Genomic DNA, 26,258 nt, shown 5'->3' with positions numbered 1-26,258 from the left:
GGCCCGAAACAAACGTAGGAGCGGCTTTAGCCGCGAAGCGCCGCGCGGGCGGCGCTCGATCTCATAGGCGCTGCAAATGTTTCGGCGAACACCTGGCGGCGCTCGATCTCACAGGTGCCGAAAATACATCGGCGAACACCTGCGGCGCTCGGTCTCACGGGCGCAAAATACCTCAAGGCGGACTAAGGGATAACCACCCCTTCCTTGGTCAACATATCCACCAACCGAATCAGCGGCAGCCCAATCAGGCTGGTCGCATCGCACCCGTGCGTGCTCTGGAACAAACTCACCCCCAACCCCTCCGCCTTGAAGCTCCCTGCGCAATCCAGCGGCTGCTCCGCCGCCACATAGCGCTCCACCCGCTCCCGGCTCAGCTCGCGCATGGTCACGGTAAACGGCACGCAATCCACCTGGCACTGCCCGGTGGCGCTGTTCAGCAGTGCCAGCCCGGTCAGGAAGCTCACCTGCTGCCCGCTGCACTCCAACAGTTGCTCGCAGGCCCGTTCAAAGCTATGCGGCTTGCCCAGCACCTGTTCGCCCAGTACGGCAACCTGGTCCGAGCCGATAATCAGATGCCCCGGATGGGTGGCTGCCAGGGCCTGGGCCTTTTGCCTGGCCAGTCGTCGCACCAACTCCACGGCCGGTTCGTCATCGAGGCGCCGCTCGTCTATATCGGGGCTTGCCCAGGTGAAGGGCAGGCGCAGGCGTGCGAGCAGTTCGCGGCGATAGGCAGAGCTGGAAGCCAGTAGCAGAGGAAGCATGGTAGACTCCTGAATCAGTTGAACAAATTCTATCACGCACGATGCCGCCTAATTTCCTTTGACAGGGGCGGGGGGCATCCCTAGAATGCTGCGCCTATGTTGAATGACCCGATTCCACCTCACGTTGACCCGCGCAAATTAGCCGATCGTGGCGTAACCCTTAACGGTTCGCTGCAACTCGCTGATTTGGAAAGACTCTGCGACCCGCTTTCCGACAATGTCGGTACGGTGCAGGCGAAGTTCGATTTTGAACGAGATGAACAGCACATTGTGGTTATCCACAGCGAGCTGGACGTCGAAGTCAAGATGGTTTGCCAGCGTTGTCTTGAGCTGGTCACCCTGCCGATCCACAGCGAATGTAGTTACGCCGTGGTGAAGGAGGGTGCGAATACCCAGTCGTTGCCGAAAGGCTATGACGTGCTGGAACTGGGCGAAGATCCTTTGGATCTGCAGGCATTGATCGAGGAGGAGCTTCTGCTCGCCTTGCCAATCGTGCCTGCTCATCATCCGGAAGAATGCCAGCAGCCGGCGGGCGCAGACGAGCCCGATTCGAGCAAGGACGAGGTATCGCGGTCCAACCCGTTCAGTGTTTTGGCGCAGTTAAAGCGTGACCCAAACGTTTAGGAGTTAATCAATTATGGCTGTTCAGCAGAACAAAAAATCCCGCTCTGCCCGTGACATGCGCCGTTCGCACGACGCCCTGTCGGAAAACGCGCTGTCGGTAGAGAAAACCACCGGTGAAGTTCACCTGCGCCACCACGTTTCGCCAGAAGGCGTATACCGTGGTCGCAAAGTGGTCGACAAGGGCGCTGACGAGTAATCCTTGTCCGCTCAGATCATCGCGATCGACGCAATGGGCGGGGACTTCGGTCCCCGCAGCATTGTCCAGGCTAGCATTGCCTGCCTTTCTGCTACCCCCTCGCTACACCTGACCCTCGTCGGTCAACCCTCCCTCCTTGAAGAACTTGTCAGCGGCCTTGCGGCTGCGGATCGCGCGCGCCTGCAGATTGTCGCCGCCAGTGAGGTGATCGGCATGGACGAGCGGCCCTCCCAGGCGTTGCGTGGCAAGCCGGACTCGTCGATGCGCATCGCCCTCGAATTGGTGCGCGACGGCAAGGCCCAGGCCTGCGTCAGTGCTGGCAACACCGGGGCGCTGATGGCGCTGTCGCGCTTCGTGCTCAAGACCCTGCCGGGTATCGACCGGCCAGCCATGGTGGCGGCGATCCCGACTCAGGCCGGTTACTGCCAGTTGCTCGACCTGGGCGCCAACGTCGATTGCAGTGCCGAGAACCTCTACCAGTTCGCCGTGATGGGTTCGGTGGCCGCCCAGGCCTTGGGCGTGCATCGGCCGCGTGTGGCGTTGCTGAACATCGGTACCGAGGACATCAAGGGCAACCAGCAGGTCAAGTTGGCAGCCAGCCTTTTGCAGAACGCCCGTGGGCTCAATTACGTCGGCTTCGTCGAGGGTGACGGGTTGTACCGTGGTGAGGCCGACGTTGTGGTGTGCGACGGGTTTGTCGGCAATATCCTGCTCAAGTCCAGCGAAGGCCTGGCGACCATGATCGGTGCGCGCATCGAGCAGTTGTTCAAGGGTGGCGTGTTGTCGCGGGCGGCCGGGGCGGTGGCCATGCCGCTGCTCAAGCGTTTGCAGGCCGACCTGGCACCGGCGCGGCACAATGGCGCAAGCTTTTTGGGGTTGCAGGGCATCGTCATCAAGAGCCATGGCTCGGCAGGGGTGCAGGGCTTTCAGAGTGCCATCCAGCGGGCGCTGATCGAGATTCAGGAAAACCTGCCGCAGCGCTTGCATGGAAGGCTGGAAGACCTGCTGCTATAGCCTGTACCGGCCTCTTCGCGGGTGAACCCGCTCCTACACGGATTTGTGCGGGATTCAATGCTGGTGCAGTCCTGTCACAGGAATTGTGCAGGATTCAAGGTCGGTACGGTCGTTGTAGGAGCGGGTTCACCCGCGAAAGGGCCGCCACTGAAGGAACAAAGACCTTAGGCATATCGCCGATGAAGTGCTTAAATGTGACCGCTTAGGTTCCGTCTCCATCCAAGCTTTCAGATTCCGCGCCTGGCCCAAAGCCCGGTGCACCCTATCCGATGACAAGATCATAAGGGCTTGTTCAATGTCTGCATCTCTCGCATTCGTCTTTCCCGGTCAAGGTTCCCAGTCGCTGGGCATGCTCGCCGAGCTCGGCGCTGAGAAGCCGGTGATCATCGAAACCTTCAAGGAGGCCTCTGCAGCGCTCGGTTACGACCTGTGGAAGCTGGTCCAGGAAGGCCCGGAAGAACAACTCAACCAGACCGACAAGACCCAGCCGGCCATCCTCACTGCGTCCATCGCACTGTGGCGCCTGTGGCTGGAAGAGGGCGGCGCACAGCCGGCCTTCGTTTCCGGTCACAGCCTGGGTGAATACAGCGCCCTGGTTGCCGCGGGCAGCATCAGCCTGAAAGACGCCGTTCGCCTGGTCGAACGCCGCGGCCAGCTGATGCAGGAAGCGGTACCGGCAGGTCATGGCGCCATGGCTGCCATTCTCGGCCTGGACGACGCCGTAGTCGTTGAAATTTGCGCCGAAGCGGCTGAAGACCAAGTGGTCAGCGCCGTCAATTTCAACTCGCCAGGCCAAGTGGTCATCGCTGGCAACAAGGCAGCGGTAGATCGCGCCATGGAGCTGTGCAAGGCCAAGGGTGCCAAGCGCGCCCTGCCGCTGGCGGTCAGTGTGCCGTCGCACTGCGCCCTGATGAAGCCGGCCGCCGAGCGCTTTGCCGAGTTCGTCAACGCCATCGAGTGGCAGGCCCCGCAGATCCCGGTGGTGCAGAACGTGACCGCCGCCGTCGCTGCCGACCTCGATGCCCTCAAGCACGACCTGCTGGCGCAGCTATACCAGCCGGTACGCTGGGTCGAGTGCGTGCAGACCCTGGCCGCCAACGGTGCGGTCAACCTGGTCGAGTGTGGCCCGGGCAAGGTCCTGGCTGGCCTGAACAAGCGTTGCGCCGACGGCGTGACCACCTACAACCTCAATACCCCTGACGCCGTTGCCGCCACCCGCGCGGCACTGGCCTGATTTGGAGAAGCTTGCATGAGCCTGCAAGGTAAAGTTGCACTGGTCACCGGCGCCAGCCGTGGCATTGGCCAGGCCATCGCCCTCGAGCTGGGCCGCCAGGGCGCGACCGTAATCGGCACCGCCACTTCGGCTTCCGGCGCCGAGCGCATCGCCGCCACCCTCAAAGAACACGGCATCACCGGCACCGGCATGGAACTGAACGTGACCAGCGCCGAATCCGTTGAAGCCGTACTGGCCGCCATCGGCGAGCAGTTCGGCGCACCGGCCATCCTCGTCAACAACGCCGGTATCACCCGCGACAACCTCATGCTGCGCATGAAGGACGACGAGTGGTTCGACGTGATCGACACCAACCTGAACAGCCTCTACCGTCTGTCCAAGGGCGTACTGCGTGGCATGACCAAGGCGCGTTGGGGCCGTATCATCAGCATCGGCTCGGTCGTCGGTGCCATGGGTAACGCTGGCCAGGCCAACTATGCGGCCGCCAAGGCCGGCCTGGAAGGCTTCAGCCGCGCCCTGGCGCGTGAAGTGGGTTCGCGTGGCATCACCGTCAACTCGGTGACCCCGGGCTTCATCGATACCGACATGACCCGCGAACTGCCAGAAGCGCAGCGCGAAGCCCTGCAGACCCAGATTCCGCTGGGCCGCCTGGGCCAGGCTGACGAGATCGCCAAGGTGGTTTCGTTCCTGGCGTCCGACGGCGCAGCCTACGTGACGGGCGCTACTGTGCCGGTCAACGGCGGGATGTACATGTAACACTGCAACTCAATGTGACGGATTTCGTAAAAAAACAGTCATACTGCGAGCCTAAAATCCGTTATAAAGCTGCAACCAGATTCCAGGCAGCGGGTGGGGTGACTAGCCTGAAGGTGCGTTTCGCTTGAAAAGCGAACGTCTTTCTATAAAATTAGCCACCGGCCAGCTGCCTGACATATATCCATTAGGAGTAAACCTAGGTATGAGCAACATCGAAGATCGCGTCAAGAAAATCGTCGCCGAGCAACTGGGCGTCAAGGAAGAAGAAGTGACTCTCGAGAAGTCCTTCGTCGATGACCTGGGTGCCGATTCGCTTGACACCGTTGAGCTGGTGATGGCTCTGGAAGAGGAATTCGAGACCGAAATCCCTGACGAAGAAGCCGAGAAGATCACTACCGTTCAAGCTGCTGTAGACTACGTCAAAGCCCACCAGGCCTAAGACGCTCTAGTCGACGCTACTTGTCGGGGAAAACCGCACTGCCTTCGCCGGCGTGCGGTTTTTTCTTTGCGAGCGCCCCGCATTTTCCAGGCCGCTTCGTTCACCGCGCACCAAGAGCCTGTTGCCATTCCATTCCAGCGCTTGAATGCAATGGCAAGAGACTCTAGTTATTAGAAAAGGAGAGTACTGTGTCGCGTAGACGCGTCGTGGTCACCGGTATGGGTATGCTGTCGCCACTGGGTACCGATGTACCGAGCACCTGGCAGGGCATTCTGGCTGGCCGCAGTGGCATTGGTCCGATCGAACACACGGACCTGTCTGCCTACTCCACCCGTTTTGGCGGCTCGGTGAAAGGCTTCGAGGTTGAGCAGTACCTGTCGGCCAAAGAGGCCCGCAAGCTTGACCTGTTCATCCAGTACGGCCTGGCGGCCGGTTTCCAAGCGGTGCGTAATGCCGGCCTGGAAGTCACCGATGCCAACCGCGAGCGGATTGGTGTGGCCATGGGCTCGGGTATCGGTGGCCTGACCAACATCGAAGAAACCAGCCGCACCCTGCACGATTCGGGGCCGCGCCGCATTTCGCCGTTCTTCGTGCCGGGCTCGATCATCAACATGATTTCGGGCTTCCTGTCGATCCACCTGGGCTTGCAAGGGCCGAACTACGCCATTGCTACCGCCTGCACCACCGGCACCCATTGCATCGGCATGGCCGCACGCAATATCGCCTACGGTGAAGCCGATGTGATGATCGCCGGCGGTGCCGAAATGGCCGCTTGCGGCCTGGGCATGGGCGGTTTCGGCGCCTCGCGTGCGCTGTCTACCCGCAACGACGAGCCAAGCCGGGCCAGCCGCCCGTGGGACAAAGGCCGTGACGGCTTCGTGCTGTCCGATGGTGCCGGTGCTTTGGTGCTCGAAGAGCTGGAGCACGCCAAGGCCCGTGGTGCGACCATCTATGCCGAGCTGGTTGGTTTCGGCATGAGCGGCGACGCCTACCACATGACCTCGCCACCCGACACCGGCGAAGGTGCTGCCCGCTGCATGGCCAACGCCCTGCGCGATGCTGGCATCCAGCCAGAAGACGTCAGCTACATCAATGCCCACGGCACCTCGACCCCGGCGGGTGACATTGCCGAAGTGGCGGCGATCAAGCGCGTGTTCGGCGAGCATGCCTACAAGCTGGCAGTCAGCTCGACCAAGTCGATGACCGGCCACCTGCTGGGCGCCGCCGGTGCTGTAGAGGCAATCTTCAGCGTGCTGGCGATCAACAGCCAGATGGCACCGCCCACCATCAACCTGGACGAGCCGGACGAAGGCTGTGATCTCGACTTCGTGCCGCACCAGGCGCGCAGCATGCCAATCGACGTGGTGCTGTCCAACTCGTTCGGCTTTGGCGGCACCAACGGTTCGCTGGTATTCCGCCGGTTCGCCGGTTGATGCACAGCTGGGTCGATGGCCAGCCGGCGGCGGCAGTCAACCTGCAGAACCGCGGCCTGGCCTACGGCGATGGCCTGTTCGAGACCATCGCCGTGCGGGGCGGCCGGCCCAGCTTGCTGGACGGCCACCTCGCACGCTTGGCGCTGGGTTGCCATCGCCTGGCGATCAGCGCCGACCCGGCGCTGGTGCGCGACGAATTGCTGCGCTATGCCAGCCAGCTGGGTGAAGGTGTAGCCAAACTTATCCTTACCCGGGGCGACAGCCAGCGTGGTTATGCGCCGGTTGCCGGTGCTGCGCCGCGGCGTATCCTGCAGAGCAGCCCACTACCCAGCTATCCTGTCGAGCATGCCGAGCACGGCGTGCGTTTGTTCCCATGCCAGACCCGGCTTGGGGAACAACCGTTGCTGGCCGGGCTCAAACACCTCAACCGCCTGGAGCAGGTGCTGGCCCGTGCCGAATGGCAGGACAGCGAACATGCCGAAGGCCTGATGCGTGACGGGCAGGGCAGGGTGATCGAAGGGGTGTACAGCAATCTGTTCCTGGTGCGCGATGGCGTGCTGGTCACGGCCGACCTCAGCCGCTGCGGCGTGGCCGGCGTGATGCGTGCCGCGTTGCTGGAACAAGCACAGCTGCTGGGCATCCCGGTGCAGGTTCGCGACCTGGCGTTCGACATGCTGGAGCAGGCAGACGAAGTATTTGTTTGCAATAGCGTCTACGGTGTCTGGCCCGTGCGTGGCGTAGCCGCGCTAAACTGGTCGCCGGGCCCGCTTACCCGAAAACTGCAGGCCGTTGCCCGTAAGTTACTGGAAACCTGAATTCGTGAGACGTAAATTCCTGCTGCTGCTGGAAATGGGTCTGATCCTCGCCGGCCTGGCGCTAGGCTGGTCGGCCTGGAAGGTCAACTCGGTCCTGGAGCAGCCTTTGCACGTAACGCAGGAACGCCTGCTCGACGTGCCCAATGGCACCACCCCCAACCGCATGTTCTACCGCATGCAAACGGAAGGGCTGCTCGACGACGCCGTCTGGTTGCGCTTGTACTGGCGCTTCAACATGGCCGGCACACCCTTGCACACCGGTGAATATCGCCTTACCCCTGGCATGACGGTCGAGCAGCTGTTCGACGCCTGGCGCCGGGCTGACGTGGTGCAGTACAACCTGACCCTGGTCGAAGGCTGGACCTTCCGTCAGGTGCGCTCGGCCGTGGCCAAGCACGAAAAAATCAAGCACACCCTGGATGGCTTGTCGGATTCCGAAGTGATGGACAAGCTAGGCCATACCGGCGTGTTCCCCGAGGGCCGCTTCTTCCCGGACACCTACCGCTTCGTGCGCGGCATGAGCGACATCGAGTTGCTGCAGCAGGCTTACATGCGCCTGGACGAAGTGCTGGCCAAGGAATGGGCGGCGCGCACCACCGACCTGCCGTACCGCGACCCGTACCAGGCACTGATCATGGCCTCGCTGGTGGAGAAGGAAACCGGTATCCCCCAGGAGCGCGGGCAGATCGCTGGCGTTTTCGTACGGCGCCTGCGCCTGGGCATGATGCTGCAGACCGATCCGACAGTGATCTACGGCATGGGTGAGCGCTACAACGGCAAGATCACCCGCGCCGACCTGCGCGAGCCAACGCCCTACAACACCTACACCATGACTGGCCTGCCACCGACACCCATTGCCATGGTTGGCCGCGAGGCGATTCACGCGGCGCTCAACCCGTCGGACGGCACCAGCCTGTACTTCGTCGCCCGTGGCGATGGCAGCCATGTGTTCTCTGACGACCTCGACGACCACAACTCGGCGGTGCGCGAGTTCCAGCTGAAGCGCCGGGCAGACTACCGTTCCAGCCCCGCGCCGCAGCCAGAGGCAAAGCCGGATGTCGATGATGCCGAGCAGCCGCCGAGCGTCGACGACCTGCAGCTCCCAGAGCCGCCTGAGGCGGACGGGCCGACTGCGCAGCCAGCGCCCGATGAGCCGCCTGTGCAGGGCGCCCCGGCTGGCGGCGCGCAAGCGGCCGAACGGCCGACGCCTGACGATCAACATTAAGGATTGCCTGTGAGCGGCTTGTTTATTACTTTGGAAGGCCCCGAAGGCGCGGGCAAGAGCACCAACCGCGACTACCTGGCCGCGCGCCTGCGCGAGCATGGCCTGGACGTGGTGCTGACCCGTGAACCCGGCGGCACGCCGTTGGCCGAAAAGGTGCGTGAGCTGCTGTTGGCCCCCAGCGATGAAAGCATGGCAGCCGACACCGAGCTGTTGCTGGTGTTCGCCGCCCGCGCCCAGCACCTGGCACAGGTGATTCGCCCGGCACTGGCCCGTGGGGCCGTGGTGTTGTGCGACCGCTTCACTGACGCCACCTATGCCTATCAGGGCGGCGGCCGGGGGTTGTCGGTCGACCGTATCGCCACCCTTGAGCAATTCGTCCAGGGCGACCTGCGCCCGGACCTGACCCTGGTCTTCGACCTGCCGGTCGAAGTGGGCCTGGCCCGCGCCGCCGCCCGCGGTCGCCTGGACCGCTTCGAACAGGAAGGCCAGGCGTTCTTCGAAGCGGTGCGTCAGGCTTACCTGCAGCGCGCCCAGCGTACGCCGCAGCGCTACAGCTTGCTTGATGCCGCCCAATCTTTGGAGGCTGTACAGCGCGACATCGATGCGCTGCTGCCTGGCATCCTGGAACGTTGCCGTGGCTGAGACCTACCCCTGGCAGCAGGCCCTCTGGCAGCAACTCGCTGGCCGCAGCCAGCACGCTCACGCCTACCTGCTGCACGGGCCGCAAGGTATCGGCAAGCGGGCCATGGCCGAGCGCCTGATGGCCCGCCTGCTGTGCCAGCGGCCCCAGGGCCTGGAGGCCTGCGGCGAGTGTAAATCCTGCCTGCTGCTCAAGGCCGGTAGCCACCCGGACAACTACGTCCTCGAACCTGAAGAGGCCGACAAGCCGATCAAGGTCGACCAGGTGCGCGAGCTGGTCGCCTTCGTGGTGCAGACGGCGCAGCTGGGTGGGCGTAAGGTGGTGTTGATCGAGCCGGTGGAGGCGATGAACGTCAACGCTTCCAACGCACTGCTCAAAAGCCTTGAAGAGCCTTCCGGCGATACCGTGTTGCTGTTGGTCACGCACCAGCCCAGCCGCCTGCTGCCGACGATCAAGAGCCGCTGCCAGCAGGTCGCCTGCCCGCAGCCCAGCCTGCCCCAGAGCCGGGCCTGGCTGGCGGGTGCGCTGCCTGACAGCGACGAGGCCGAGCGCGACGAACTGCTGACCCTGGCCGCCGGCTCACCGCTGATGGCGGTCAGCCTGCAGGCGCAAGGCGTGCGCGAGCAACGCGCGCTGGTCACTGAAGGGGTGAAGAAGCTGCTCAAGCAGCAGCAATCGCCCAGCCAGCTGGCCGATGCCTGGAAGGCTGTGCCGATGTTGAGGGTATTCGACTGGTTCTGCGATTGGGCGCACCTCATTCTGCGCTACCAGTTGACCCAAGACGAGGGGGGGTTAGGCTTGGCCGATATGCGCAAGGTGGTGCAGTACCTGGCGCAGAAGAGCCGTCAGGCCAAGGTACTGGAGGTGCAGGCGTGGATCCTCGAACAACGCCAGAAGGTGCTGGGCAAGGCCAATCTTAATCAAACCCTGTTGCTTGAATCGCTGCTGGCACACTGGCTGCAACTGCCGGGCGCCCGCTGATTTCCCATTTTTCATGTGTGCCGTTATCCCATGCTCGTAGATTCCCATTGCCACCTCGACCGTCTTGACCTCAGTGCCCACCAGGGCTCGCTTGATGCTGCCCTGCAGGCGGCGCGCGAGCGCGGGGTGGGGCATTTCCTGTGCATTGGTGTCAGTGCCGAGAACGCCGGTGCGGTGAAGGCGCTGAGCGAGCAGTACGCCGATGTCGATTGCTCGGTGGGCGTGCACCCGCTGGACCTGGCGCCGGGCGAAACCCCGGCACTGGAATGGCTGTTGCGTGAACTGGCCCACCCGCATGTGGTGGCCATTGGTGAGACCGGGCTGGATTACCACTACGAGCCGGAAGCTGCCGAGCTGCAGCAGGCTTCGTTCCGCCTGCACCTGGAGGCGTCGCGGCAAACCGGCAAGCCGGTGATCGTGCATACCCGGGCGGCGCGTGCCGACACCCTGGCGCTGCTGCGTGAGGCCAACTTGCCGCAGGCTGGCGTGCTGCATTGCTTTACCGAAGACTGGGACATGGCCAAGGCGGCGCTGGATCTGGGGTATTACATATCGCTGTCTGGCATCGTTACCTTCCGCAATGCCGATGCCCTGCGCGAAGTGGCGCGGCAGGTGCCAGTCGATCGCTTGCTGGTGGAGACCGATTCGCCGTACCTGGCGCCGATTCCGCACCGGGGCAAGCCGAACTTGCCGCAGTATGTGCGGGAGGTGGCGGAGTATGTGGCTTCGTTGCGTGGGGCCAGTTATGAGCAGTTGGCGGAGCAGACTACGGCGAATTTCAAGCGGTTGTTTCCGTTGGCGCGGGTGGGTTGACTTTCTAGGCGTTGGCGCTGTGTGAGGGCTGACAGGTGTCCGCCACAACATTTTCAGCGCCGCAGGTGTTCACCGCAACATTTTCAGCGCCGCAGGTGTTCACCGCAACATTTTCAGCGCCGGTGAGATCGAGCGCCGCCCGCGCGGCGCTTCGCGGCTAAAGCCGCTCCTACGTTTGTTTCGGGCCAGTCCATCCTGTGCCAGGCGCGCGCGACCGCCTTGTTTGTACCACGCGATATCGAGCCATGCGCCAAAGCGTTCGCGCGCAAATCCCACAGGAATAATTGGCCAGAAACAAACGTAGGAGCGGCTTTAGCCGCGAAGCGCCGCGCGGGCGGCGCTCGATCTCATAGGCGCTGAAAATGTTTCGGTGAACACTTGCGGCGCTCGATCTCATGGGCGCTGAAATTTTTGTGGCTGGCACTTGGCGGCCTTCATGCATTTCCCCAGCCAGGCCCCTCGTGGCCCTCACACCATCCCCCAAAAATCCCACCCCTGGGCAAATCCCCCCTCAAAACACACAAAAAAAACCCGGGTTCTGGGGGAGGAATCCGGGTTAAGACCATTAGGAGTAAAACAAAGGTACGCGGTCCCTGAGCACCTTTATCGGCGCGCCACTTGGGGGGGATGCGTCGCGCCAACACTTCAAGTATTGGTCAGGTTTGGCGCAGTGCCAGTCTCTCTTGGTCGTTTTTTAAACAGATTTGGAATACGTCGACGTTCCATTCCTCCCGCAGCGCATGGCCGTAAGCATCATGAAACACAGACATGCTTGGATGATCCGTGCAATTTCCCGCAAGTTAGGCATAATAAACCGCTTCGATTGTCTACCAGTCCTTCCTATGCAGAAAGAACCTCGTAAGGTCCGTGAGTTTCGCCGTCGCGAACAGGAAATCCTCGATACCGCGCTCAAACTGTTTCTAGAACAGGGTGAAGACAGCGTCACCGTCGAGATGATCGCTGACGCCGTGGGCATCGGCAAAGGCACGATCTACAAGCACTTCAAGTCCAAGGCGGAGATCTACCTGCGCCTGATGCTCGACTACGAGCGCGACCTGAACGAGCTGTTGCACTCGGCCGACGTCGACCGCGACAAGGAGGCCCTGTCGCGCGCCTACTTCGAGTTCCGCATGCGCGACCCGCAACGCTACCGGCTGTTCGATCGCCTGGAAGAAAAGGTGGTCAAGGGCAACCAGGTACCGGAAATGGTCGAGCAGCTGCACAGCATCCGCGCCTCCAACTTCGACCGCCTGACCCAGCTGATCAAGGGCCGTATCAGCGAAGGCAAGCTTGAAGACGTGCCACCGTATTTCCACTACTGCGCTGCCTGGGCGCTGGTGCATGGCGCCGTGGCGCTGTACCACTCGCCGTTCTGGAGCAACGTACTGGAAGACCAGGAAGGCTTCTTCCAGTTCCTGATGGACATTGGCGTGCGCATGGGCAACAAGCGCAAGCGCGACCCGGAACCGTCGAACTGAAACATCCCACTCGGTACCTGTAGGAGCAGCCTTGTGCTGCGAAAGGGCCGGTACAGCCAGCACACATCTGCATGGCTGTACTGGCCTTTTCGCAGCACAAGGCTGCTCCTACAAAACTCGGCAATGCTTGGGGCTTGCAAAAACCTGATTTATGAGTCAGCTTTTGCCAGCCCCATCATCCATGCCGGAGTCATTCATGATCGTCGATCGTCAAGGCAGGCGCTTTCGCAACCTGCGCGTCAGCCTGACGGCTGCCTGCAACTACGCCTGTACCTACTGCGTACCCGACGGCAAGCGGCTGGTGGCAGCGCAGGACGAACTGTCGGCAGACGCACTGGCCCGTGGCGTGGCCTACCTGATCGAAGCCGCCGGCATCGAGCGCCTGCGTATCACCGGTGGTGAGCCGCTGGTCAGCCCGCGCCTGGATGCCTTTCTGGGCGCTGTGGCCAAACTTGACCTCGACGACATCTCGCTGACCACCAATGGCCAGCTGCTGACGCGTAAGTTGCCGCAACTGCAGGCGGCCGGCATCCGCCGCTTGAATGTTTCCCTCGACACCCTCGACCCTATGGCCTTCCGCCGTATTGCCAGGGGCGGCGACCTGGCCAGCGTGCTGGCGGGTATGGAGCAGGCCAGTGCCTTGGGTATGCAGGTCAAGGTAAACATGGTGCCGATGCGCGGGCAAAACCTCGACCAGGTGCTGCCGCTACTGGACTACTGCCTTGATCGGGGTTTTGAGCTGCGCTTCATCGAGCTTATGCGCATGGGCCATCTGGCCCGTGACCACAACGCCTTCCTGCAGCAGTTCGTCAGCCTGGACCAGTTGCTCACGCAGATCGGCAGCAAGCATGCCTATGCCCAGGTCGACGCGCCGCTCGACGCCACTGCGCTGCGCTATCAAATCCCCGGCAAAGGCCACTTCGGTGTGATCGCCAACGAAAGCGTACCGTTTTGCCGTACCTGTTCGCGGCTGCGCCTGTCCTCCACCGGCTGGCTGCATGGCTGTCTGTCCTCGGGCAACCGCCACTTTATCGGCGACCTGCTGGAAAAGCCGCGGCATCAGGCGCTGCCGGCCCTGCAGCGGCTACTGGTCAAGGCCCTGGCAGACAAGCAGGACCTGGCGTTTTCCGGTGGTGTGACGGTGATGAAAGTCATCGGTGGCTGAAGCTGGCGCAAAAGCTGCATCCGCCGGCTATTCGCCGGTTTTTCGTCGCCGGTTACTGGAGGAAAGATGCGTAGCCTGGTCTTGCTGCTGGCGCTGATGGCGCTGGGCGGCTGCATGAATGTCAGCGATATGGGCGAGGGCGTCCGCTATCACATGAGCGATGCCGGTTTGCTGGACCACAGTGATACCCGCCGCTCGCTGTCGATTCGCCTGCAACCCGACTCGTTCATCTTCATCGGCCAGGGTGCGTTCATGCTGCCAGGCAAGGGGCCGGTGCCACGGCAGAACGCGGTGGCCGAGGAAGCCTTCAAGAGCTTTGTCGAGTATTTCCCGCTGGTGCGCCGCGCCCAGGGCCCATTGGGCCTGGAAGAGGCCATCGCCCAGGCACGTTCGGTTGGCGCCGACTACGTGCTGTACACCCGTTTCGCCCGTACCGACGACCGTATCGGCAATGGCGACGAGTGGTATGACGAACAGGCCGTCGACCGCTTGGGTTGGGACAGCGGCGTGGTGCAGATGATGCTGATCGAAACCAACACCCGTTACCTGATCGACACCGCACGTATCAAGAGCCGTGGCGGTTTGTTGACGTTTCACGACAACACCCCGGAGGATTTGCTTGGTGCGCCGATGCGCGAGTACGCTCGTAGCCTTCTGGGCATGAGCGAATGAGGCTAGCGTGATGAGCGATTCCGGCAAGGCCAATGATCTTCTGGCGCAGATTCCCAAGGCCAAGGGCCTGCCGCCGGTGCATCTGTGGAACCCGGACTTCTGCGGCGATATCGACATGCGCATCGCCCGCGATGGCACCTGGTACTACCTGGGCACACCGATCGGACGCAAGCCGATGGTGCGGCTGTTTTCCACCATCATTCGCCGCGATGGTGACGACTATTTCCTGATTACCCCGGTGGAGAAGGTTGGCATTCGCGTCGACGATGCGCCGTTCGTGGCGGTGACGTTGGAGGTGCAAGGGGAGGGCGAACAGCAGGTGCTGCGTTTTACCAGCAATGTCGAGGACCAGGTCGAGGCCGGGCCGGCCAATCCGCTGCGGGTGGTGATCGACGCGGTGACGCAGGAGCCATCGCCGTATGTGCTGATGCGCAGCAACCTTGAGGCGCTGATACATCGCAATGTGTTCTACCAGTTGGTGGAGCTGGCGGTGCCGCGGGAGATCGACGGTGAGGAATGGCTTGGGGTTTGGAGCCAAGGGGAGTTTTACCCGATCGGGCGTAGTAGCTGATCTTTGTGTGACCTGTGCCGGCCTATTCGCGGGTAAACCCGCTCCTACACAGATCTTTGTAGGAGCGGGTTTACCCGCGAATAGGCCGGCACAGGCGAAAAATCGGCCCCCTGCTTTTCCCCCGAATTGGCCATTTGTCTTCAGCCACTCAGGGCCTAACCTGCAGGCATCTGCCCTCCAGGAAAAAGCCCATGAAACCCCTAACCATCATCCTCTTCGCCCTGCTCGCCGCACAAACCCCCGCCTGGGCCCACGGCGATGTCGCCGACCAGGTCAAGGTTCTGCAGCAGCAACAACCCTCGAATGCCCCCGGCAAAAAGGCCGTCATGCTCACCGTCAGCTACGCCCCCGGCGAAGCATCACCCGCGCATCAGCACCCAGGCGCAGTCATGGCCTACGTACTGGAAGGGGCAGTGGTATCGAAGCTGAACGACGAATCGGAGAAAACCTACAAGGCCGGTGAATACTGGTACGAGGCGCCAGGCACCGTGCACAGCGTGTCGCGCAACGCCAGCAAGTCCCAGCCCGCCAAGCTGCTGGTCTGGAGCCTGGTGGACGAGGGCAAGCCCGTGACCGAGCCATTGGGTCAATAAACCCGAGACAACGAAAAAGCCCCCGGTTGCTTACGCACCCGGGGGCTTTTTCAGTGTTTGGCTCCGCGACCTGGACTCGAACCAGGGACCCAATGATTAACAGTCATTTGCTCTACCGACTGAGCTATCGCGGAATCTGTGCGTATCTTACCGAATGCCTAGGGGATGTCAAGCTACCCCTAGGCAAAACAATGAGTTACAGCACTTCCACGATAGCCTTGGTGACCACGTGGATGTTGCTCTGGTTCAGCGCGGCCACGGCGATGCGGCCGGTGTCCAGGGCGTAGATGCCGAAGTCGTTCTTCAGGCGGGCGACCTGTTCAACGGTCAGGCCCGAGTAGGAGAACATGCCGACCTGGCGGCCAACGAAGCTGAAGTCGCGGTTGGCGCCGTATTCGGCCAGCAGCGAAACCATCTGCTTGCGCATGCCGTGGATGCGCTCGCGCATTTCGGCCAGTTCGGTTTCCCACATCTGGCGCAGTTCAGCGCTGTTCAGCACGGTGGCAACGATGGTTGCGCCGTGGGTTGGCGGGTTGGAGTAGGTGGTGCGGATCACGCGCTTGACCTGCGACAGCACGCGGGTGCTCTCGTCTTTGGAGGCGGTGACGACCGACAGTGCACCGACGCGCTCGCCGTACAGCGAGAACGACTTGGAGAACGAGCTGGAAACGAAGAACTCCAGGCCCGACTCGGCGAACAGGCGCACGGCGAAGGCGTCTTCGGTGATGCCGTCACCGAAGCCCTGGTAGGCCATGTCGAGGAACGGCACGTGGCCTTTGGCCTTGACCACTTCCAGGACGTTTTTCCAGTCTTCCAGGGTCAGGTCGACGCCGGTCGGGTTGTGGCAGCAGGCGTGCAGTACCACGATCGAGCCGGATGGCAGGGCGTTCAGGTCTTCGAGCATGCCGGCGCGGTTTACGTCGTTGGTCGGCGCGTCGTAGTAGCGGTAGGTCTGTACCGGGAAACCAGCAGATTCGAACAGTGCGCGGTGGTTTTCCCAGCTCGGGTCGCTGATGGCAACCACGGCGTTCGGCGAGATACGCTTGAGGAAGTCGGCACCGATCTTCAGTGCGCCAGTACCGCCGACGGCCTGCACGGTGACCACGCGGCCAGCGGCCAGCAGTGGCGACTCGGCGCCGAACAGCAGCTTCTGCACAGCCTGGTCGTAGGTGGCGATACCGTCGATCGGCAGGTAGCCGCGCGAGGCGTGCTGGGCGGCACGCTGGGTCTCGGCTTCGATCACGGCGCGCAGCAGCGGAATGCGGCCTTCCTCATTGCAGTACACGCCCACGCCCAGGTTGACCTTGTCGGTACGTGGGTCGGCGTTGAATGCTTCGTTGAGGCCCAGGATAGGGTCGCGGGGTGCCAGCTCGACAGCGGAAAACAGGCTCATTGTTACTTCGGCTCTGATTGGAGAGTGATAGGGCGTACACGCTCCAGCCGAATGCACTGAAGCGGTGCACAAACGGGGAGTCAGTATAGTGATACCGACCGGTCACCGCGACACTCTGGCGCAGCTTTTCCGGCTATTTGCGCAAATATTTTTCGACCATTGGTCTAATTGCCCGGTCCACCGTAATACCCGTTCACAGGTGTACCTTGAAAGCGCCCCCCGGCGGGCGCATTTGGGTATAGACTACTGGCTAAATTTACAGTTGCTGCAGCACCGCGAGGTCCGTCATGTCCGAGTTCCAGCTCGTCACCCGTTTCCAGCCGGCCGGCGACCAGCCCGAGGCCATCCGCCAGATGGTCGAAGGCATCGAGGCGGGGCTGTCGCACCAGACGCTGCTCGGGGTGACGGGCTCGGGCAAGACCTTCAGCATCGCCAACGTCATCCAGCAGGTACAGCGCCCGACGCTGGTGCTGGCACCGAACAAGACCCTGGCTGCGCAGCTGTACGGCGAGTTCAAGGCATTTTTCCCCAACAACGCGGTGGAGTACTTCGTTTCCTACTACGACTACTACCAGCCGGAAGCCTACGTACCCTCGTCGGACACCTTCATCGAGAAGGACGCCTCGATCAACGACCATATCGAGCAGATGCGCCTGTCGGCGACCAAGGCGCTGCTGGAACGGCGCGACGCAATCATCGTCACCACCGTGTCGTGCATCTATGGCCTGGGCAGCCCCGAAACCTACCTGAAAATGGTCCTGCACGTGGACCGCGGCGACAAGCTCGACCAGCGCGCGCTGCTGCGCCGCCTGGCCGACCTGCAGTACACCCGCAACGAAATGGACTTCGCCCGCGCCACCTTCCGTGTGCGTGGCGACGTGATCGATATCTTCCCGGCTGAATCGGACCTGGAGGCTATCCGCATCGAGCTGTTCGATGACGAGGTAGAGAACATCGCCGCTTTCGACCCGCTGACCGGCGAGGTCTTCCGCAAGCTGCCGCGTTTCACCTTCTACCCCAAGAGCCACTACGTCACCCCGCGGGAAACCCTGCTGGAAGCGGTGGAAGGCATCAAGGAAGAGCTGAAGGAGCGCCTGGAGTACCTGCACAAGGCCAACAAGCTGGTGGAAGCGCAGCGCCTGGAACAACGCACCCGTTTCGACCTGGAGATGATCCTCGAGCTGGGCTACTGCAACGGCATCGAAAACTACTCGCGCTACCTGTCCGGGCGCCCGGCCGGGGCGCCGCCGCCTACCCTGTACGACTACCTTCCGCCCGATGCGCTGCTGGTGATCGACGAATCCCACGTCAGCGTGCCGCAGGTCGGGGCCATGTACAAAGGCGACCGCTCTCGCAAGGAAACCCTGGTGGAATATGGTTTCCGCATGCCGTCGGCGCTGGACAACCGACCCATGCGTTTCGACGAATGGGAGGATGTCAGCCCGCAGACCATCTTCGTCTCTGCCACCCCAGGGCCCTATGAGGCCGAGCATGCCGGGCGCGTGGTGGAGCAGGTGGTACGCCCGACCGGCCTGGTCGACCCGCAAGTCGAGATTCGCCCGGCGCTGACCCAGGTTGATGATTTGCTGTCGGAAATCCGCAAGCGTGTCGCCGCAGGTGAGCGGGTGCTGGCCACCACGCTGACCAAGCGCATGGCCGAGGACCTCAGTGATTACCTGGCCGACCATGACGTGCGGGTGCGCTACCTGCACTCGGACATCGACACGGTGGAGCGGGTGGAGATCATCCGTGACCTGCGCCTGGGTACCTTCGACGTGCTGGTGGGCATCAACCTGCTGCGCGAGGGCCTGGACATGCCTGAAGTGTCGCTGGTGGCGATCCTCGATGCCGACAAGGAAGGTTTCCTGCGTTCCGAGCGTTCGCTGATCCAGACCATCGGCCGTGCCGCGCGTAACCTCAATGGCCGGGCGATCCTGTATGCCGACAACATCACCGGCTCCATGCAGCGCGCCATCGACGAAACCGAGCGCCGTCGCGAGAAGCAGATCGCGTTCAACGAAGCCAACGGCATCGTGCCCAAGGGCGTGGTCAAGGACATCACCGACATCCTGGAAGGCGCTACCGTGCCTGGCGCGCGCAGCAAGAAGCGCAAGGGCATGGCCAAGGCGGCGGAGGAGAGTGCCCGTTACGAGGCCGAGCTGCGCACGCCGGGCGAGATCACCAAGCGCATCAAGCAGCTGGAAGAGAAGATGATGCAGTTCGCCCGCGACCTGGAGTTTGAAGCGGCGGCTCAGTTGCGCGATGAAATTACCCAACTGCGCGAGCGGTTGATTACCAGCTGATTTAGCTAACGCTTGTGCCGGCCTCTTCGCGGGTAAACCCGCTCCCACAGGTACAGCGCAGGTCCTGATACTTGTGCAAAACCCTGTGGGGAGCGGGTTTACCCGCGAAGAGGCCGGCACAGGCAGCGCCCAACTCAATGGGCTTCCCCGGCCTTCAACCCCTCCGGCAACTTGCGGGTCAACAACACCATGCTCACCGCCAAGCCAATCCCGACAAAGTGGAAGGCATCGTTGTAAGCCATGATCAAAGCCTGCTGGTGGGTAATCTCACTCAACGTGCCCAGCGCCGCGTAGTCACTCCCCAACCGCTCCGCCAGTTGTGCCAGCCGCTCCGCCACCTGCGGGTTGCCCGGCACCACCGACTCACGCAGGTAATCGAAATACACCTTGGTTCGCGCATCCAGTAGCGTCGCCAATAGCGCAATGCCAATCGCCCCGCCCAGGTTACGCAGGATATTGAACAGGCTCGACGCCGACCCGGCATCCTGCGCCTGGACATACGCCGTGGCTATCAGCGAAATGGTCACCATGATCATCGGCTGGCCAAGCGCGCGAATGACCTGGATATGGTTGAACTGCGGCCCGGAGGGCCAGCCGACAAGTGACGTTAGCGCCATTGCTGGAGCACGGTGCCTGCCTCCTGCTAACATCCCGCCTTTGTTTCATCTTTCGTTCGAGACTCTCCATGACCACCGTACGCACGCGTATCGCGCCATCGCCTACCGGCGACCCCCATGTCGGCACTGCCTACATCGCCCTGTTCAACTACTGCTTTGCCAAGCAGCACGGCGGTGAGTTCATCCTGCGCATCGAAGACACCGACCAGCTGCGCTCCACACGCGAGTCGGAACAGCAAATCTTCGACGCCCTGCGCTGGCTCGGCATCGAATGGAATGAAGGCCCGGACGTCGGCGGCCCGCACGGCCCGTACCGGCAGAGCGAGCGTGGCGAGATCTACGCCAAGTACGCCAAGGAGCTGGTTGACGCCGGCCATGCCTTCTACTGCTTCTGCACCGCCGAAGAGCTGGAGCAGATGCGCGCCGAGCAGCAAGCCCGCGGCGAAACCCCGCGCTACGACGGCCGCGCCCTGTTGCTGAGCGCCGAAGAAGTACAACGCCGCCTGGACGCCGGCGAGCCGCACGTGATCCGCATGAAAGTGCCGAGCGAAGGCATCTGCGTGGTGCCGGACATGCTGCGTGGCGATGTCGAGATCCCGTGGGACCGCATGGACATGCAGGTGCTGATGAAGAACGACGGCCTGCCGACGTACTTCCTGGCCAACGTGGTCGACGACCACCTGATGGGCATCACCCACGTGCTGCGCGGCGAAGAGTGGCTGCCGTCGGCACCCAAGCTGATCAAGCTGTACGAATACTTCGGCTGGGAGCAGCCCAAGCTGTGCTACATGCCGCTGCTGCGTAACCCGGACAAGTCCAAGCTGTCCAAGCGCAAGAACCCGACCTCGGTCACCTTCTACGAGCGCATGGGCTTCATGCCCGAGGCGATGCTCAACTACCTGGGCCGCATGGGCTGGTCGATGCCGGACGAGCGCGAGAAGTTCTCGCTGGCCGAGATGGTCGAGCACTTCGACCTGTCGCGTATTTCGCTGGGTGGCCCGATCTTCGACATCGAGAAGCTGTCCTGGCTCAACGGCCAGTGGCTGCGTGAGCTGCCAGTCGAGGAGTTCGCCACGCGCCTGCAGAAGTGGGCGTTCAACAGCGACTACATGATGAAGATCGCCCCGCACGTGCAGGGCCGGGTGGAAACCTTCAGCCAGGTTGCCCCGCTGGGCGGGTTCTTCTTCGAAGGCGCGCTGAAGCTGGATGCCAAGCTGTTCGAAAGCAAGAAGCTGTCGGCCGATCAGGTCCGCCAGGTGATCCAGCTGATCCTGTGGAAGCTCGAAAGCCTGCGTCAGTGGGAAAAAGAGCGCATCACCGGTTGCATCCAGGCCGTGGTCGAAGCGCTGGAACTTAAGCTGCGTGACGCCATGCCGCTGATGTTCGCTGCCATCACTGGCCAGGCCAGCTCGGTGTCGGTGTTGGACGCCATGGAAATCCTCGGCCCCGACCTGACCCGCTACCGCCTGCGCCAGGCCCTGGACCTGCTGGGTGGTGTGTCGAAGAAAGAAAACAAAGAGTGGGAAAAGCTGCTGGCCTCGATCGCCTGACGGTGCTCTGAAGACCGCCGCCGAACCCTGTGGGAGCGGGTTCACCCGCGAATACGATGGTATATGCACCGCCGCATTCGCGGGTAAACCCGCTCCTACAGGGCTCACTGCCCCGCTTTTAGTGGGGGCAGGGCGGTAAGTGATTGTTATCTGTGAAAAAATTTTTGAATATTTTGAAAAATTCGTTTGACAGCCCTGCAATCCGATCTTAATATGCGCCCCGTCCACAGCGATGAACGAAAACGAAACGCCAGGCGCCCAGCCAGTGATTCGGTTCAAAGCGACATTGTGGGGCTATAGCTCAGCTGGGAGAGCGCCTGCATGGCATGCAGGAGGTCAGCGGTTCGATCCCGCTTAGCTCCACCAAATTCCGCTTGGCAGCCAAGGCTGTCGAGCAAGACCGGGTCCAGCAACCGGGTCTTGAAGGTAAGAAGGTTCGTCCCCTTCGTCTAGTGGCCTAGGACACCGCCCTTTCACGGCGGTAACAGGGGTTCGAGTCCCCTAGGGGACGCCAGTTTTACACAAGCGATGTTTCATTACGTCGCTGGGCCGCGAGGCTAGAAATCTGGGGCTATAGCTCAGCTGGGAGAGCGCCTGCATGGCATGCAGGAGGTCAGCGGTTCGATCCCGCTTAGCTCCACCAATTTTGCCGCGGTTCGCGTAAGCGGGCCGGCACGAAGGTTACGTCCCCTTCGTCTAGTGGCCTAGGACACCGCCCTTTCACGGCGGTAACAGGGGTTCGAGTCCCCTAGGGGACGCCACTTTTTCCTGCGTTTTGCAGGGCTTAAAAAGGCTCGTCGATTATTGATGAGCCTTTTGTTTCGGGGCTATAGCTCAGCTGGGAGAGCGCCTGCATGGCATGCAGGAGGTCAGCGGTTCGATCCCGCTTAGCTCCACCATTTCTGCCAGGGTTCACGCAAGTGGATCTTCGCGAAGGTTACGTCCCCTTCGTCTAGTGGCCTAGGACACCGCCCTTTCACGGCGGTAACAGGGGTTCGAGTCCCCTAGGGGACGCCATTTTTACCCGCGTTTTGCGGGACTTTGAAGGCTCATTCGATTATTGAATGGGCCTTTTGTTTTTCTCCCTTGCGCAAAAATTTAGCGACCGACCAATGGCCGCAGATTCTGCTTGCCAAAAAATATGATGAGAATAATATTTCGAGCATCATATTTTTGCTCGGCGAGTGGCCTGATGAGCGACAAGAAGTCCAAAACCCGCAAACGCATCCTTGAAGCGGCGCGCAGTGCGCTGATCCAGCATGGGCCGGCCGAGCCCAGTGTCAGCCAGGTCATGGGCGCGGCGGGGCTGACCGTCGGTGGCTTTTATGCCCACTTCGACAGCAAGGACGAACTCATGCTTGAGGCGTTCTGCCAATTGCTGGGCGAGCGCCGGGCTTTGCTGGCCCAGGTTGACCCCAGCCTCGATGGCGCCGAGCGGCGGGCGTTGGTGAGTGCTTTCTACCTTTCGCGCAAGCACCGGGATGCCGAAGTGCATGCCTGCCCGCTGCCCAACTCGCTGGGTGAGATGCAGCGCCTGCCAGAGGCTTTCCGCGAGGTGCTGGCCGAGCATATCGAGTTGATGACCGCCGCCATGGTCGACCGCCCGGAGGATGCCGACAAGGCCCTGGCCGACCTGGCCCTGATGATCGGCGGCTTGGCCCTGGCTCGCGCCTTGGGCACCAGCGAGCTGTCTGACCGCATTCTGCGCGCCGCCAAATCGGCGGTGCTCTAATTCTGGAGCATGGCGATGACTACCCTGAGCTGGATTCGTGGTGTCAATGGCACCTTGGGCCGCCTGGCCCCTGAGCATGTCGCGGGCAAGATGCGCCGTGCCTTCATGGTCCCGCGCAACTTGCCGCCCCGGCAATGGGAGCTGCCGATGCTGGCCAGCGCCGAGCGCATCACCCTGCGCTTTGGGTTGTCCGCATTGCGCTGGGGCAAGGGGCCGACTGTGCTGCTGATGCACGGCTGGGAAGGGCGCCCGACCCAGTTTGCCGCGTTGATCGAAACCCTGGTTCAGGCCGGGCACTCGGTGGTGTCGCTGGATGGGCCGGGGCATGGTCGCTCGCCGGGCGAAGAAGCGCATGTGGTGCTGTTTGCCCGGGCGCTGCTGGAAGCCGCTGCCGAGTTGCCGCCGCTGCGCGCGGTGATAGGCCATTCCATGGGCGGTGCCAGCGTGCTGCTGGCCTTGCAGATGGGCCTGCGTGCGGAAGCGGCGGTGAGCATTGCAGCCCCGGCGCGCTTGCTAGGCGTAATGCGTGGCTTTGCCCATCGCCTGGGGCTACCGGCGCGGGCGCGGGCGGCGTTCATTCGCCAGGTGGAGCGCGACATGGGTATGCAGATTGCGCGGCTGGATGTGAGTGGTTACCAGTTGGAGCTGCCGGGGCTGGTGGTGCATGCGGCCGATGATGCGCTGGTGTCCGCCGACGAAGCCCAGGCTATCCACAAGGCCTGGTTCGACAGCCGGCTGATGCTGCTGGAGGAGGGTGGCCACCAGCGGCTGCTGGCTGACCCGCGCCTGGGTGCAGCCGTACTGGAGTTGCTGACGCGTGCTGAAGCGGTCAGTGTAGGAGCGGCTTCAGCCGCGAACACCGGCATCGCCGGTGCCATCCACCACGGCGCCTGGTTCGCGGGCAAGCCCGCTCCTACAGCGATCGCGTCAACCGCAGAAGGGCTGGACATTCCCCCGCAGGTCGCTGCTAAATCGCCTTTTGCGACAAGGAAGCGAACATGAGCTGGGACCTGGCAACACCCTTCGTCATTGACCTGCGCGTCGGCAGCGAGGACATCGACGGCCTCGGCCACGCCAACAACGCGGTCTACGTTACCTGGCTGGAGCGCTGCGCCTGGCGCCACTCCCAGCGCCTGGGTCTGGACCTGGCCGAATACCGCCGATTGGACCGGGCGATGGCAGTGGTGCGTCACGAAATCGACTACCTGGCCGCCGCCTACGAGGACGACGAGCTGCAACTGGCCACCTGGATCATCAACTGGGACCAGCGCCTGCGCATGACTCGGCGGTTCCAGCTCAAGCGCCCGCGTGATGGCGTGACCCTGCTGCGTGCCCACACCACCTTTGCCTGCATCGAGCTGTCCAGCGGCAAGCCCAAGCGCATGCCGGCAGAATTCCTCGACGGTTACGGCCCGGCGCTGATCGGCGCCTGAAACGCTGGCAATTTTTGCTAGACTGCCGGCTTTTTCCGCCGAGACCCCGACATGCAAATTGCCCTGGCCCCTATGGAGGGGCTGGTCGACAACATCCTGCGCGACGTGCTGACCCGCGTGGGCGGTATCGACTGGTGCGTCACCGAGTTCATTCGCGTGTGCGACCGCCTGCTGCCGCCTTCCTCGTTCGACAAGCTGGCGCCCGAGCTGCGCCAGGGTGCGCGCACGGCTGCCGGGGTACCCATGCGTGTGCAACTGCTGGGCTCGGACCCGGTGTGCCTGGCGGAAAACGCCGCGCTGGCCTGCGAGCTGGGGGCGCCGGTGATCGACCTGAACTTCGGTTGCCCAGCCAAGACCGTGAACAAGTCGCGCGGTGGCGCGGTGCTGCTCAAGGAGCCGGAGCTGTTGCACGCCATCGTGCGTGAAGTGCGCCGCGCAGTGCCTGCGCATATCCCGGTAACCTCGAAGATGCGCCTGGGCTTCGACAGCCCCGATGGTGCGCTGGAGTGCGCCACGGCGTTGGCCGAAGGCGGCTCGGCGCACCTGGTGGTGCATGCGCGCACCAAGGTCGAGGGCTACAAGCCGCCGGCGCATTGGGAGTGGGTGGCGCGGGTGCAGGATGTGGTCAAGGTGCCGGTGTTCGCCAATGGCGAGATCTGGACCGTGGATGACTGGCGGCGTTGCCGTGAGGTCAGCGGCGCTGAGGACATCATGCTGGGTCGTGGGCTGGTATCGCGCCCTGACCTGGGCCTGCAGATTGCCGCCGCGCGTGATGGGCGGGACTATCAGCCGATGAGCTGGGATGACCTGCTGCCGCTGCTGCGCGAGTTCTGGCGCCAGGCCCAGGCCAAGCTGTCGCCGCGTTATGCGCCGGGGCGGATGAAGCAGTGGTTGGCGATGCTGACCCGTAGTTATCCCGAGGCGGTGGTGCTGTTTGCCGAATTGCGCCGGGAAGATGATTGCGCGCGGATCAGCCGGTTGCTGGGGGTTGATGCGATTTCCTTTGAGGCTTGTGTTGCCTGATGGGGCCTCTTCGCGGGTAAACCCGCTCCTACATCGGTTGCGTAAGCGACACATGCCTGTGTAGGAGCGGGTTCACCCGCGAAGAGGCCATCAAATCCAGACTGATAATCCAGATTTTTTCTGCTCGCCCCTTGAAAGCATTTCCCCAGGCCATATCTCTTGAGTACGCGATGCCGAAGTCGGGTCGCGTAATGACTTACTTGCTGAATCTCAGGAGTTTATGACCATGACCACCGCTTTCTCTCTCGCTCCACTGTTCCGCCACTCCGTTGGTTTCGACCGTTTCAACGACCTGTTCGAATCTGCGGCACGTAACGAGGCCGGTAGCAGCTACCCGCCCTACAACGTGGAAAAGCATGGCGATGACCACTACCGCATCGTGGTTGCCGCGGCCGGTTTCCAGGAGCAGGACCTCGACCTGCAGGTCGAAAAAGGTGTCCTGACCGTGACCGGTGGCAAACGCGAAAATGGCGCCGCTGAAGTGACCTACCTGCACCAGGGTATCGCGCAACGCGCCTTCAAGCTGTCGTTCCGCCTGGCCGACCATATCGAAGTCAAGGCCGCCGGCCTGGCCAATGGCCTGCTCAGCATCGACCTGCTGCGCATCGTGCCTGAAGAAGCCAAGGCCAAGCGCATTCCGATCAATGGTGAAAAGCCAGCGCTGAACTGATTGCGCCGATGTGAAAAAGGGCACCCTCGGGTTAATGCCAGTCAGTTAAGCTGACTGGCATTTTCATTTGCGCATGGGGTACTTCGCCGGTCGTTGCTTCACTGCTCGGGGAAACCACCGGTCAGGC

The 26,258-nt window shown here is 62.4% G+C and carries 25 protein-coding genes, 7 tRNA genes and 2 pseudogenes; 30 read left to right on the top strand and 4 right to left on the bottom strand.

The window, feature by feature from the left end:
• Nucleotides 1–182: 182 nt before the first annotated feature.
• Nucleotides 183–761 (bottom strand): Maf family protein, encoded by a 579-nt coding sequence (locus ACIP1G_RS30380; RefSeq protein ID WP_400743933.1) that lies wholly within the window; start codon nt 759–761, stop codon nt 183–185.
• Nucleotides 762–857: 96 nt separating this feature from the next.
• Here ACIP1G_RS30380 and ACIP1G_RS30375 point away from each other — a divergent pair, with 96 nt between their 5' ends.
• The 17 genes from ACIP1G_RS30375 to ACIP1G_RS30295 all read left to right on the top strand — a co-directional run bounded on the left by ACIP1G_RS30375 (nt 858) and on the right by ACIP1G_RS30295 (nt 15,410).
• Nucleotides 858–1,385 (top strand): YceD family protein, encoded by a 528-nt coding sequence (locus ACIP1G_RS30375; RefSeq protein WP_400743931.1) that lies wholly within the window; start codon nt 858–860, stop codon nt 1,383–1,385.
• A 13-nt stretch (nt 1,386–1,398) separates the two neighbouring features.
• Nucleotides 1,399–1,581 (top strand): 50S ribosomal protein L32, encoded by a 183-nt coding sequence (gene rpmF, locus ACIP1G_RS30370; protein WP_003247154.1) that lies wholly within the window; start codon nt 1,399–1,401, stop codon nt 1,579–1,581.
• A gap of 3 nt (nt 1,582–1,584) precedes the next feature.
• Nucleotides 1,585–2,595, top strand: coding sequence for a phosphate acyltransferase PlsX (gene plsX / locus ACIP1G_RS30365; RefSeq protein WP_400743928.1), 1,011 nt, complete (start codon nt 1,585–1,587; stop codon nt 2,593–2,595).
• Between the two features lie 295 nt (nt 2,596–2,890).
• A complete protein-coding gene (gene fabD, locus ACIP1G_RS30360) occupies nt 2,891–3,829 on the top strand; it encodes an ACP S-malonyltransferase (protein ID WP_400743926.1) in 939 nt (312 codons plus the stop codon).
• Nucleotides 3,830–3,844: 15 nt separating this feature from the next.
• On the top strand, nt 3,845–4,585 hold the full coding sequence (gene fabG / locus ACIP1G_RS30355; RefSeq protein WP_003247160.1) for a 3-oxoacyl-ACP reductase FabG: 741 nt from the start codon (nt 3,845–3,847) through the stop codon (nt 4,583–4,585).
• Nucleotides 4,586–4,787: 202 nt separating this feature from the next.
• Complete coding sequence (gene acpP, locus ACIP1G_RS30350) at nt 4,788–5,024, top strand: acyl carrier protein (protein WP_400743923.1); 237 nt, start codon at nt 4,788–4,790, stop codon at nt 5,022–5,024.
• Between the two features lie 188 nt (nt 5,025–5,212).
• A complete protein-coding gene (fabF, locus tag ACIP1G_RS30345; RefSeq protein ID WP_400743921.1) occupies nt 5,213–6,457 on the top strand; it encodes a beta-ketoacyl-ACP synthase II in 1,245 nt (414 codons plus the stop codon).
• Entirely contained in the window at nt 6,457–7,272 is an 816-nt protein-coding gene (pabC, locus tag ACIP1G_RS30340; RefSeq protein ID WP_400743918.1) for an aminodeoxychorismate lyase, read from the top strand. Before fabF ends, pabC begins: the two co-directional genes overlap by 1 nt.
• 4 nt (nt 7,273–7,276) lie before the next feature.
• Nucleotides 7,277–8,497: an endolytic transglycosylase MltG gene (gene mltG, locus ACIP1G_RS30335; protein ID WP_400743915.1), complete on the top strand. Its 1,221-nt coding sequence runs from the start codon at nt 7,277–7,279 to the stop codon at nt 8,495–8,497.
• Between the two features lie 9 nt (nt 8,498–8,506).
• Nucleotides 8,507–9,139: a dTMP kinase gene (gene tmk, locus ACIP1G_RS30330; protein ID WP_400743912.1), complete on the top strand. Its 633-nt coding sequence runs from the start codon at nt 8,507–8,509 to the stop codon at nt 9,137–9,139.
• Nucleotides 9,132–10,118, top strand: coding sequence for a DNA polymerase III subunit delta' (locus ACIP1G_RS30325; protein ID WP_400743909.1), 987 nt, complete (start codon nt 9,132–9,134; stop codon nt 10,116–10,118). The genes tmk and ACIP1G_RS30325 overlap by 8 nt, the downstream gene beginning before the upstream one ends.
• 30 nt (nt 10,119–10,148) lie before the next feature.
• A complete protein-coding gene (locus ACIP1G_RS30320; RefSeq protein WP_144171773.1) occupies nt 10,149–10,931 on the top strand; it encodes a TatD family hydrolase in 783 nt (260 codons plus the stop codon).
• Nucleotides 10,932–11,773: 842 nt separating this feature from the next.
• A complete protein-coding gene (locus ACIP1G_RS30315; RefSeq protein ID WP_003247170.1) occupies nt 11,774–12,409 on the top strand; it encodes a TetR/AcrR family transcriptional regulator in 636 nt (211 codons plus the stop codon).
• A gap of 196 nt (nt 12,410–12,605) precedes the next feature.
• The gene (locus tag ACIP1G_RS30310; RefSeq protein WP_400743906.1) at nt 12,606–13,574 is read left to right on the top strand and encodes a GTP 3',8-cyclase MoaA; all 969 of its coding nucleotides are present in this window, start codon (nt 12,606–12,608) and stop codon (nt 13,572–13,574) included.
• Nucleotides 13,575–13,640: 66 nt separating this feature from the next.
• Nucleotides 13,641–14,246 (top strand): DUF4823 domain-containing protein, encoded by a 606-nt coding sequence (locus ACIP1G_RS30305; RefSeq protein ID WP_400743903.1) that lies wholly within the window; start codon nt 13,641–13,643, stop codon nt 14,244–14,246.
• A gap of 10 nt (nt 14,247–14,256) precedes the next feature.
• Complete coding sequence (locus ACIP1G_RS30300; RefSeq protein ID WP_400743901.1) at nt 14,257–14,817, top strand: DUF1285 domain-containing protein; 561 nt, start codon at nt 14,257–14,259, stop codon at nt 14,815–14,817.
• Nucleotides 14,818–15,008: 191 nt separating this feature from the next.
• Nucleotides 15,009–15,410: a cupin domain-containing protein gene (locus ACIP1G_RS30295; RefSeq protein ID WP_400743898.1), complete on the top strand. Its 402-nt coding sequence runs from the start codon at nt 15,009–15,011 to the stop codon at nt 15,408–15,410.
• Between the two features lie 58 nt (nt 15,411–15,468).
• Here the strand turns inward: ACIP1G_RS30295 and ACIP1G_RS30290 are convergent.
• Together ACIP1G_RS30290 and ACIP1G_RS30285 are read right to left on the bottom strand one after the other, a co-directional pair.
• Nucleotides 15,469–15,544, bottom strand: a tRNA-Asn gene (locus ACIP1G_RS30290).
• A gap of 62 nt (nt 15,545–15,606) precedes the next feature.
• Nucleotides 15,607–16,803 carry an amino acid aminotransferase gene (locus ACIP1G_RS30285; RefSeq protein WP_400743895.1) on the bottom strand — a complete coding sequence of 399 codons (1,197 nt, stop codon included), beginning with the start codon at nt 16,801–16,803 and terminating at the stop codon, nt 15,607–15,609.
• A gap of 287 nt (nt 16,804–17,090) precedes the next feature.
• On the opposite strand from ACIP1G_RS30285, the gene uvrB reads away from it, so the two are divergent.
• Nucleotides 17,091–19,106, top strand: a complete 2,016-nt coding sequence (gene uvrB, locus ACIP1G_RS30280) for an excinuclease ABC subunit UvrB (RefSeq protein WP_400743892.1) — start codon at nt 17,091–17,093, stop codon at nt 19,104–19,106.
• 134 nt (nt 19,107–19,240) lie between these two features.
• On the opposite strand, the pseudogene ACIP1G_RS30275 reads toward uvrB, so the two are convergent.
• Nucleotides 19,241–19,693 (bottom strand): annotated as a pseudogene (locus ACIP1G_RS30275) (EmrB/QacA family drug resistance transporter); the annotation flags it as partial.
• A gap of 98 nt (nt 19,694–19,791) precedes the next feature.
• On the opposite strand from ACIP1G_RS30275, the gene gltX reads away from it, so the two are divergent.
• From gltX to ACIP1G_RS30215, 12 genes and pseudogenes are all read left to right on the top strand, one after another.
• The gene (gltX, locus tag ACIP1G_RS30270) at nt 19,792–21,273 is read left to right on the top strand and encodes a glutamate--tRNA ligase (RefSeq protein ID WP_400743889.1); all 1,482 of its coding nucleotides are present in this window, start codon (nt 19,792–19,794) and stop codon (nt 21,271–21,273) included.
• A 290-nt stretch (nt 21,274–21,563) separates the two neighbouring features.
• A tRNA-Ala gene (locus ACIP1G_RS30265) sits at nt 21,564–21,639 on the top strand.
• 72 nt (nt 21,640–21,711) lie between these two features.
• Nucleotides 21,712–21,787 (top strand) — tRNA-Glu (locus ACIP1G_RS30260).
• A 53-nt stretch (nt 21,788–21,840) separates the two neighbouring features.
• Nucleotides 21,841–21,916, top strand: a tRNA-Ala gene (locus tag ACIP1G_RS30255).
• 42 nt (nt 21,917–21,958) lie between these two features.
• Nucleotides 21,959–22,034 (top strand) — tRNA-Glu (locus ACIP1G_RS30250).
• 62 nt (nt 22,035–22,096) lie between these two features.
• A tRNA-Ala gene (locus tag ACIP1G_RS30245) sits at nt 22,097–22,172 on the top strand.
• Nucleotides 22,173–22,214: 42 nt separating this feature from the next.
• Nucleotides 22,215–22,290: transfer RNA gene (locus tag ACIP1G_RS30240), tRNA-Glu, on the top strand.
• A gap of 175 nt (nt 22,291–22,465) precedes the next feature.
• Complete coding sequence (locus tag ACIP1G_RS30235) at nt 22,466–23,005, top strand: TetR/AcrR family transcriptional regulator (protein WP_400743886.1); 540 nt, start codon at nt 22,466–22,468, stop codon at nt 23,003–23,005.
• A gap of 15 nt (nt 23,006–23,020) precedes the next feature.
• Nucleotides 23,021–23,851 (top strand): annotated as a pseudogene (locus tag ACIP1G_RS30230) (alpha/beta hydrolase); the annotation flags it as partial.
• A gap of 152 nt (nt 23,852–24,003) precedes the next feature.
• A complete protein-coding gene (locus ACIP1G_RS30225) occupies nt 24,004–24,438 on the top strand; it encodes an acyl-CoA thioesterase (protein ID WP_400743883.1) in 435 nt (144 codons plus the stop codon).
• 51 nt (nt 24,439–24,489) lie between these two features.
• The gene (locus ACIP1G_RS30220; RefSeq protein WP_400743880.1) at nt 24,490–25,461 is read left to right on the top strand and encodes a tRNA dihydrouridine synthase; all 972 of its coding nucleotides are present in this window, start codon (nt 24,490–24,492) and stop codon (nt 25,459–25,461) included.
• Nucleotides 25,462–25,687: 226 nt separating this feature from the next.
• On the top strand, nt 25,688–26,131 hold the full coding sequence (locus ACIP1G_RS30215) for an Hsp20 family protein (protein WP_400743877.1): 444 nt from the start codon (nt 25,688–25,690) through the stop codon (nt 26,129–26,131).
• Nucleotides 26,132–26,258 lie beyond the last annotated feature (127 nt).

Origin of the sequence: Pseudomonas sp. NPDC089392 (genome assembly GCF_044749595.1) — a bacterium.
Classification (GTDB): Bacteria; Pseudomonadota; Gammaproteobacteria; order Pseudomonadales; family Pseudomonadaceae; genus Aquipseudomonas.
Note: the sequence above shows the minus strand (reverse complement) of the source record. Positions and strands in the feature narration are given on the sequence as shown.

What these genes read in the sequence shown, in the direction of transcription:
- ACIP1G_RS30380 (WP_400743933.1), bottom strand. Translation starts at nt 761, where the DNA reads ATGCTTCCTCTGCTACTGGCTTCCAGCTCTGCCTATCGCCGCGAACTG.
- ACIP1G_RS30225 (WP_400743883.1), top strand. Translation starts at nt 24,004, where the DNA reads ATGAGCTGGGACCTGGCAACACCCTTCGTCATTGACCTGCGCGTCGGC.
- pabC (WP_400743918.1), top strand. Translation starts at nt 6,457, where the DNA reads ATGCACAGCTGGGTCGATGGCCAGCCGGCGGCGGCAGTCAACCTGCAG.
- ACIP1G_RS30295 (WP_400743898.1), top strand. Translation starts at nt 15,009, where the DNA reads ATGAAACCCCTAACCATCATCCTCTTCGCCCTGCTCGCCGCACAAACC.
- ACIP1G_RS30300 (WP_400743901.1), top strand. Translation starts at nt 14,257, where the DNA reads ATGAGCGATTCCGGCAAGGCCAATGATCTTCTGGCGCAGATTCCCAAG.
- ACIP1G_RS30375 (WP_400743931.1), top strand. Translation starts at nt 858, where the DNA reads ATGTTGAATGACCCGATTCCACCTCACGTTGACCCGCGCAAATTAGCC.
- ACIP1G_RS30310 (WP_400743906.1), top strand. Translation starts at nt 12,606, where the DNA reads ATGATCGTCGATCGTCAAGGCAGGCGCTTTCGCAACCTGCGCGTCAGC.
- ACIP1G_RS30285 (WP_400743895.1), bottom strand. Translation starts at nt 16,803, where the DNA reads ATGAGCCTGTTTTCCGCTGTCGAGCTGGCACCCCGCGACCCTATCCTG.
- acpP (WP_400743923.1), top strand. Translation starts at nt 4,788, where the DNA reads ATGAGCAACATCGAAGATCGCGTCAAGAAAATCGTCGCCGAGCAACTG.
- ACIP1G_RS30320 (WP_144171773.1), top strand. Translation starts at nt 10,149, where the DNA reads ATGCTCGTAGATTCCCATTGCCACCTCGACCGTCTTGACCTCAGTGCC.
- uvrB (WP_400743892.1), top strand. Translation starts at nt 17,091, where the DNA reads ATGTCCGAGTTCCAGCTCGTCACCCGTTTCCAGCCGGCCGGCGACCAG.
- rpmF (WP_003247154.1), top strand. Translation starts at nt 1,399, where the DNA reads ATGGCTGTTCAGCAGAACAAAAAATCCCGCTCTGCCCGTGACATGCGC.
- fabD (WP_400743926.1), top strand. Translation starts at nt 2,891, where the DNA reads ATGTCTGCATCTCTCGCATTCGTCTTTCCCGGTCAAGGTTCCCAGTCG.
- ACIP1G_RS30235 (WP_400743886.1), top strand. Translation starts at nt 22,466, where the DNA reads ATGAGCGACAAGAAGTCCAAAACCCGCAAACGCATCCTTGAAGCGGCG.
- ACIP1G_RS30305 (WP_400743903.1), top strand. Translation starts at nt 13,641, where the DNA reads ATGCGTAGCCTGGTCTTGCTGCTGGCGCTGATGGCGCTGGGCGGCTGC.
- ACIP1G_RS30215 (WP_400743877.1), top strand. Translation starts at nt 25,688, where the DNA reads ATGACCACCGCTTTCTCTCTCGCTCCACTGTTCCGCCACTCCGTTGGT.
- gltX (WP_400743889.1), top strand. Translation starts at nt 19,792, where the DNA reads ATGACCACCGTACGCACGCGTATCGCGCCATCGCCTACCGGCGACCCC.
- ACIP1G_RS30315 (WP_003247170.1), top strand. Translation starts at nt 11,774, where the DNA reads ATGCAGAAAGAACCTCGTAAGGTCCGTGAGTTTCGCCGTCGCGAACAG.
- fabG (WP_003247160.1), top strand. Translation starts at nt 3,845, where the DNA reads ATGAGCCTGCAAGGTAAAGTTGCACTGGTCACCGGCGCCAGCCGTGGC.
- ACIP1G_RS30220 (WP_400743880.1), top strand. Translation starts at nt 24,490, where the DNA reads ATGCAAATTGCCCTGGCCCCTATGGAGGGGCTGGTCGACAACATCCTG.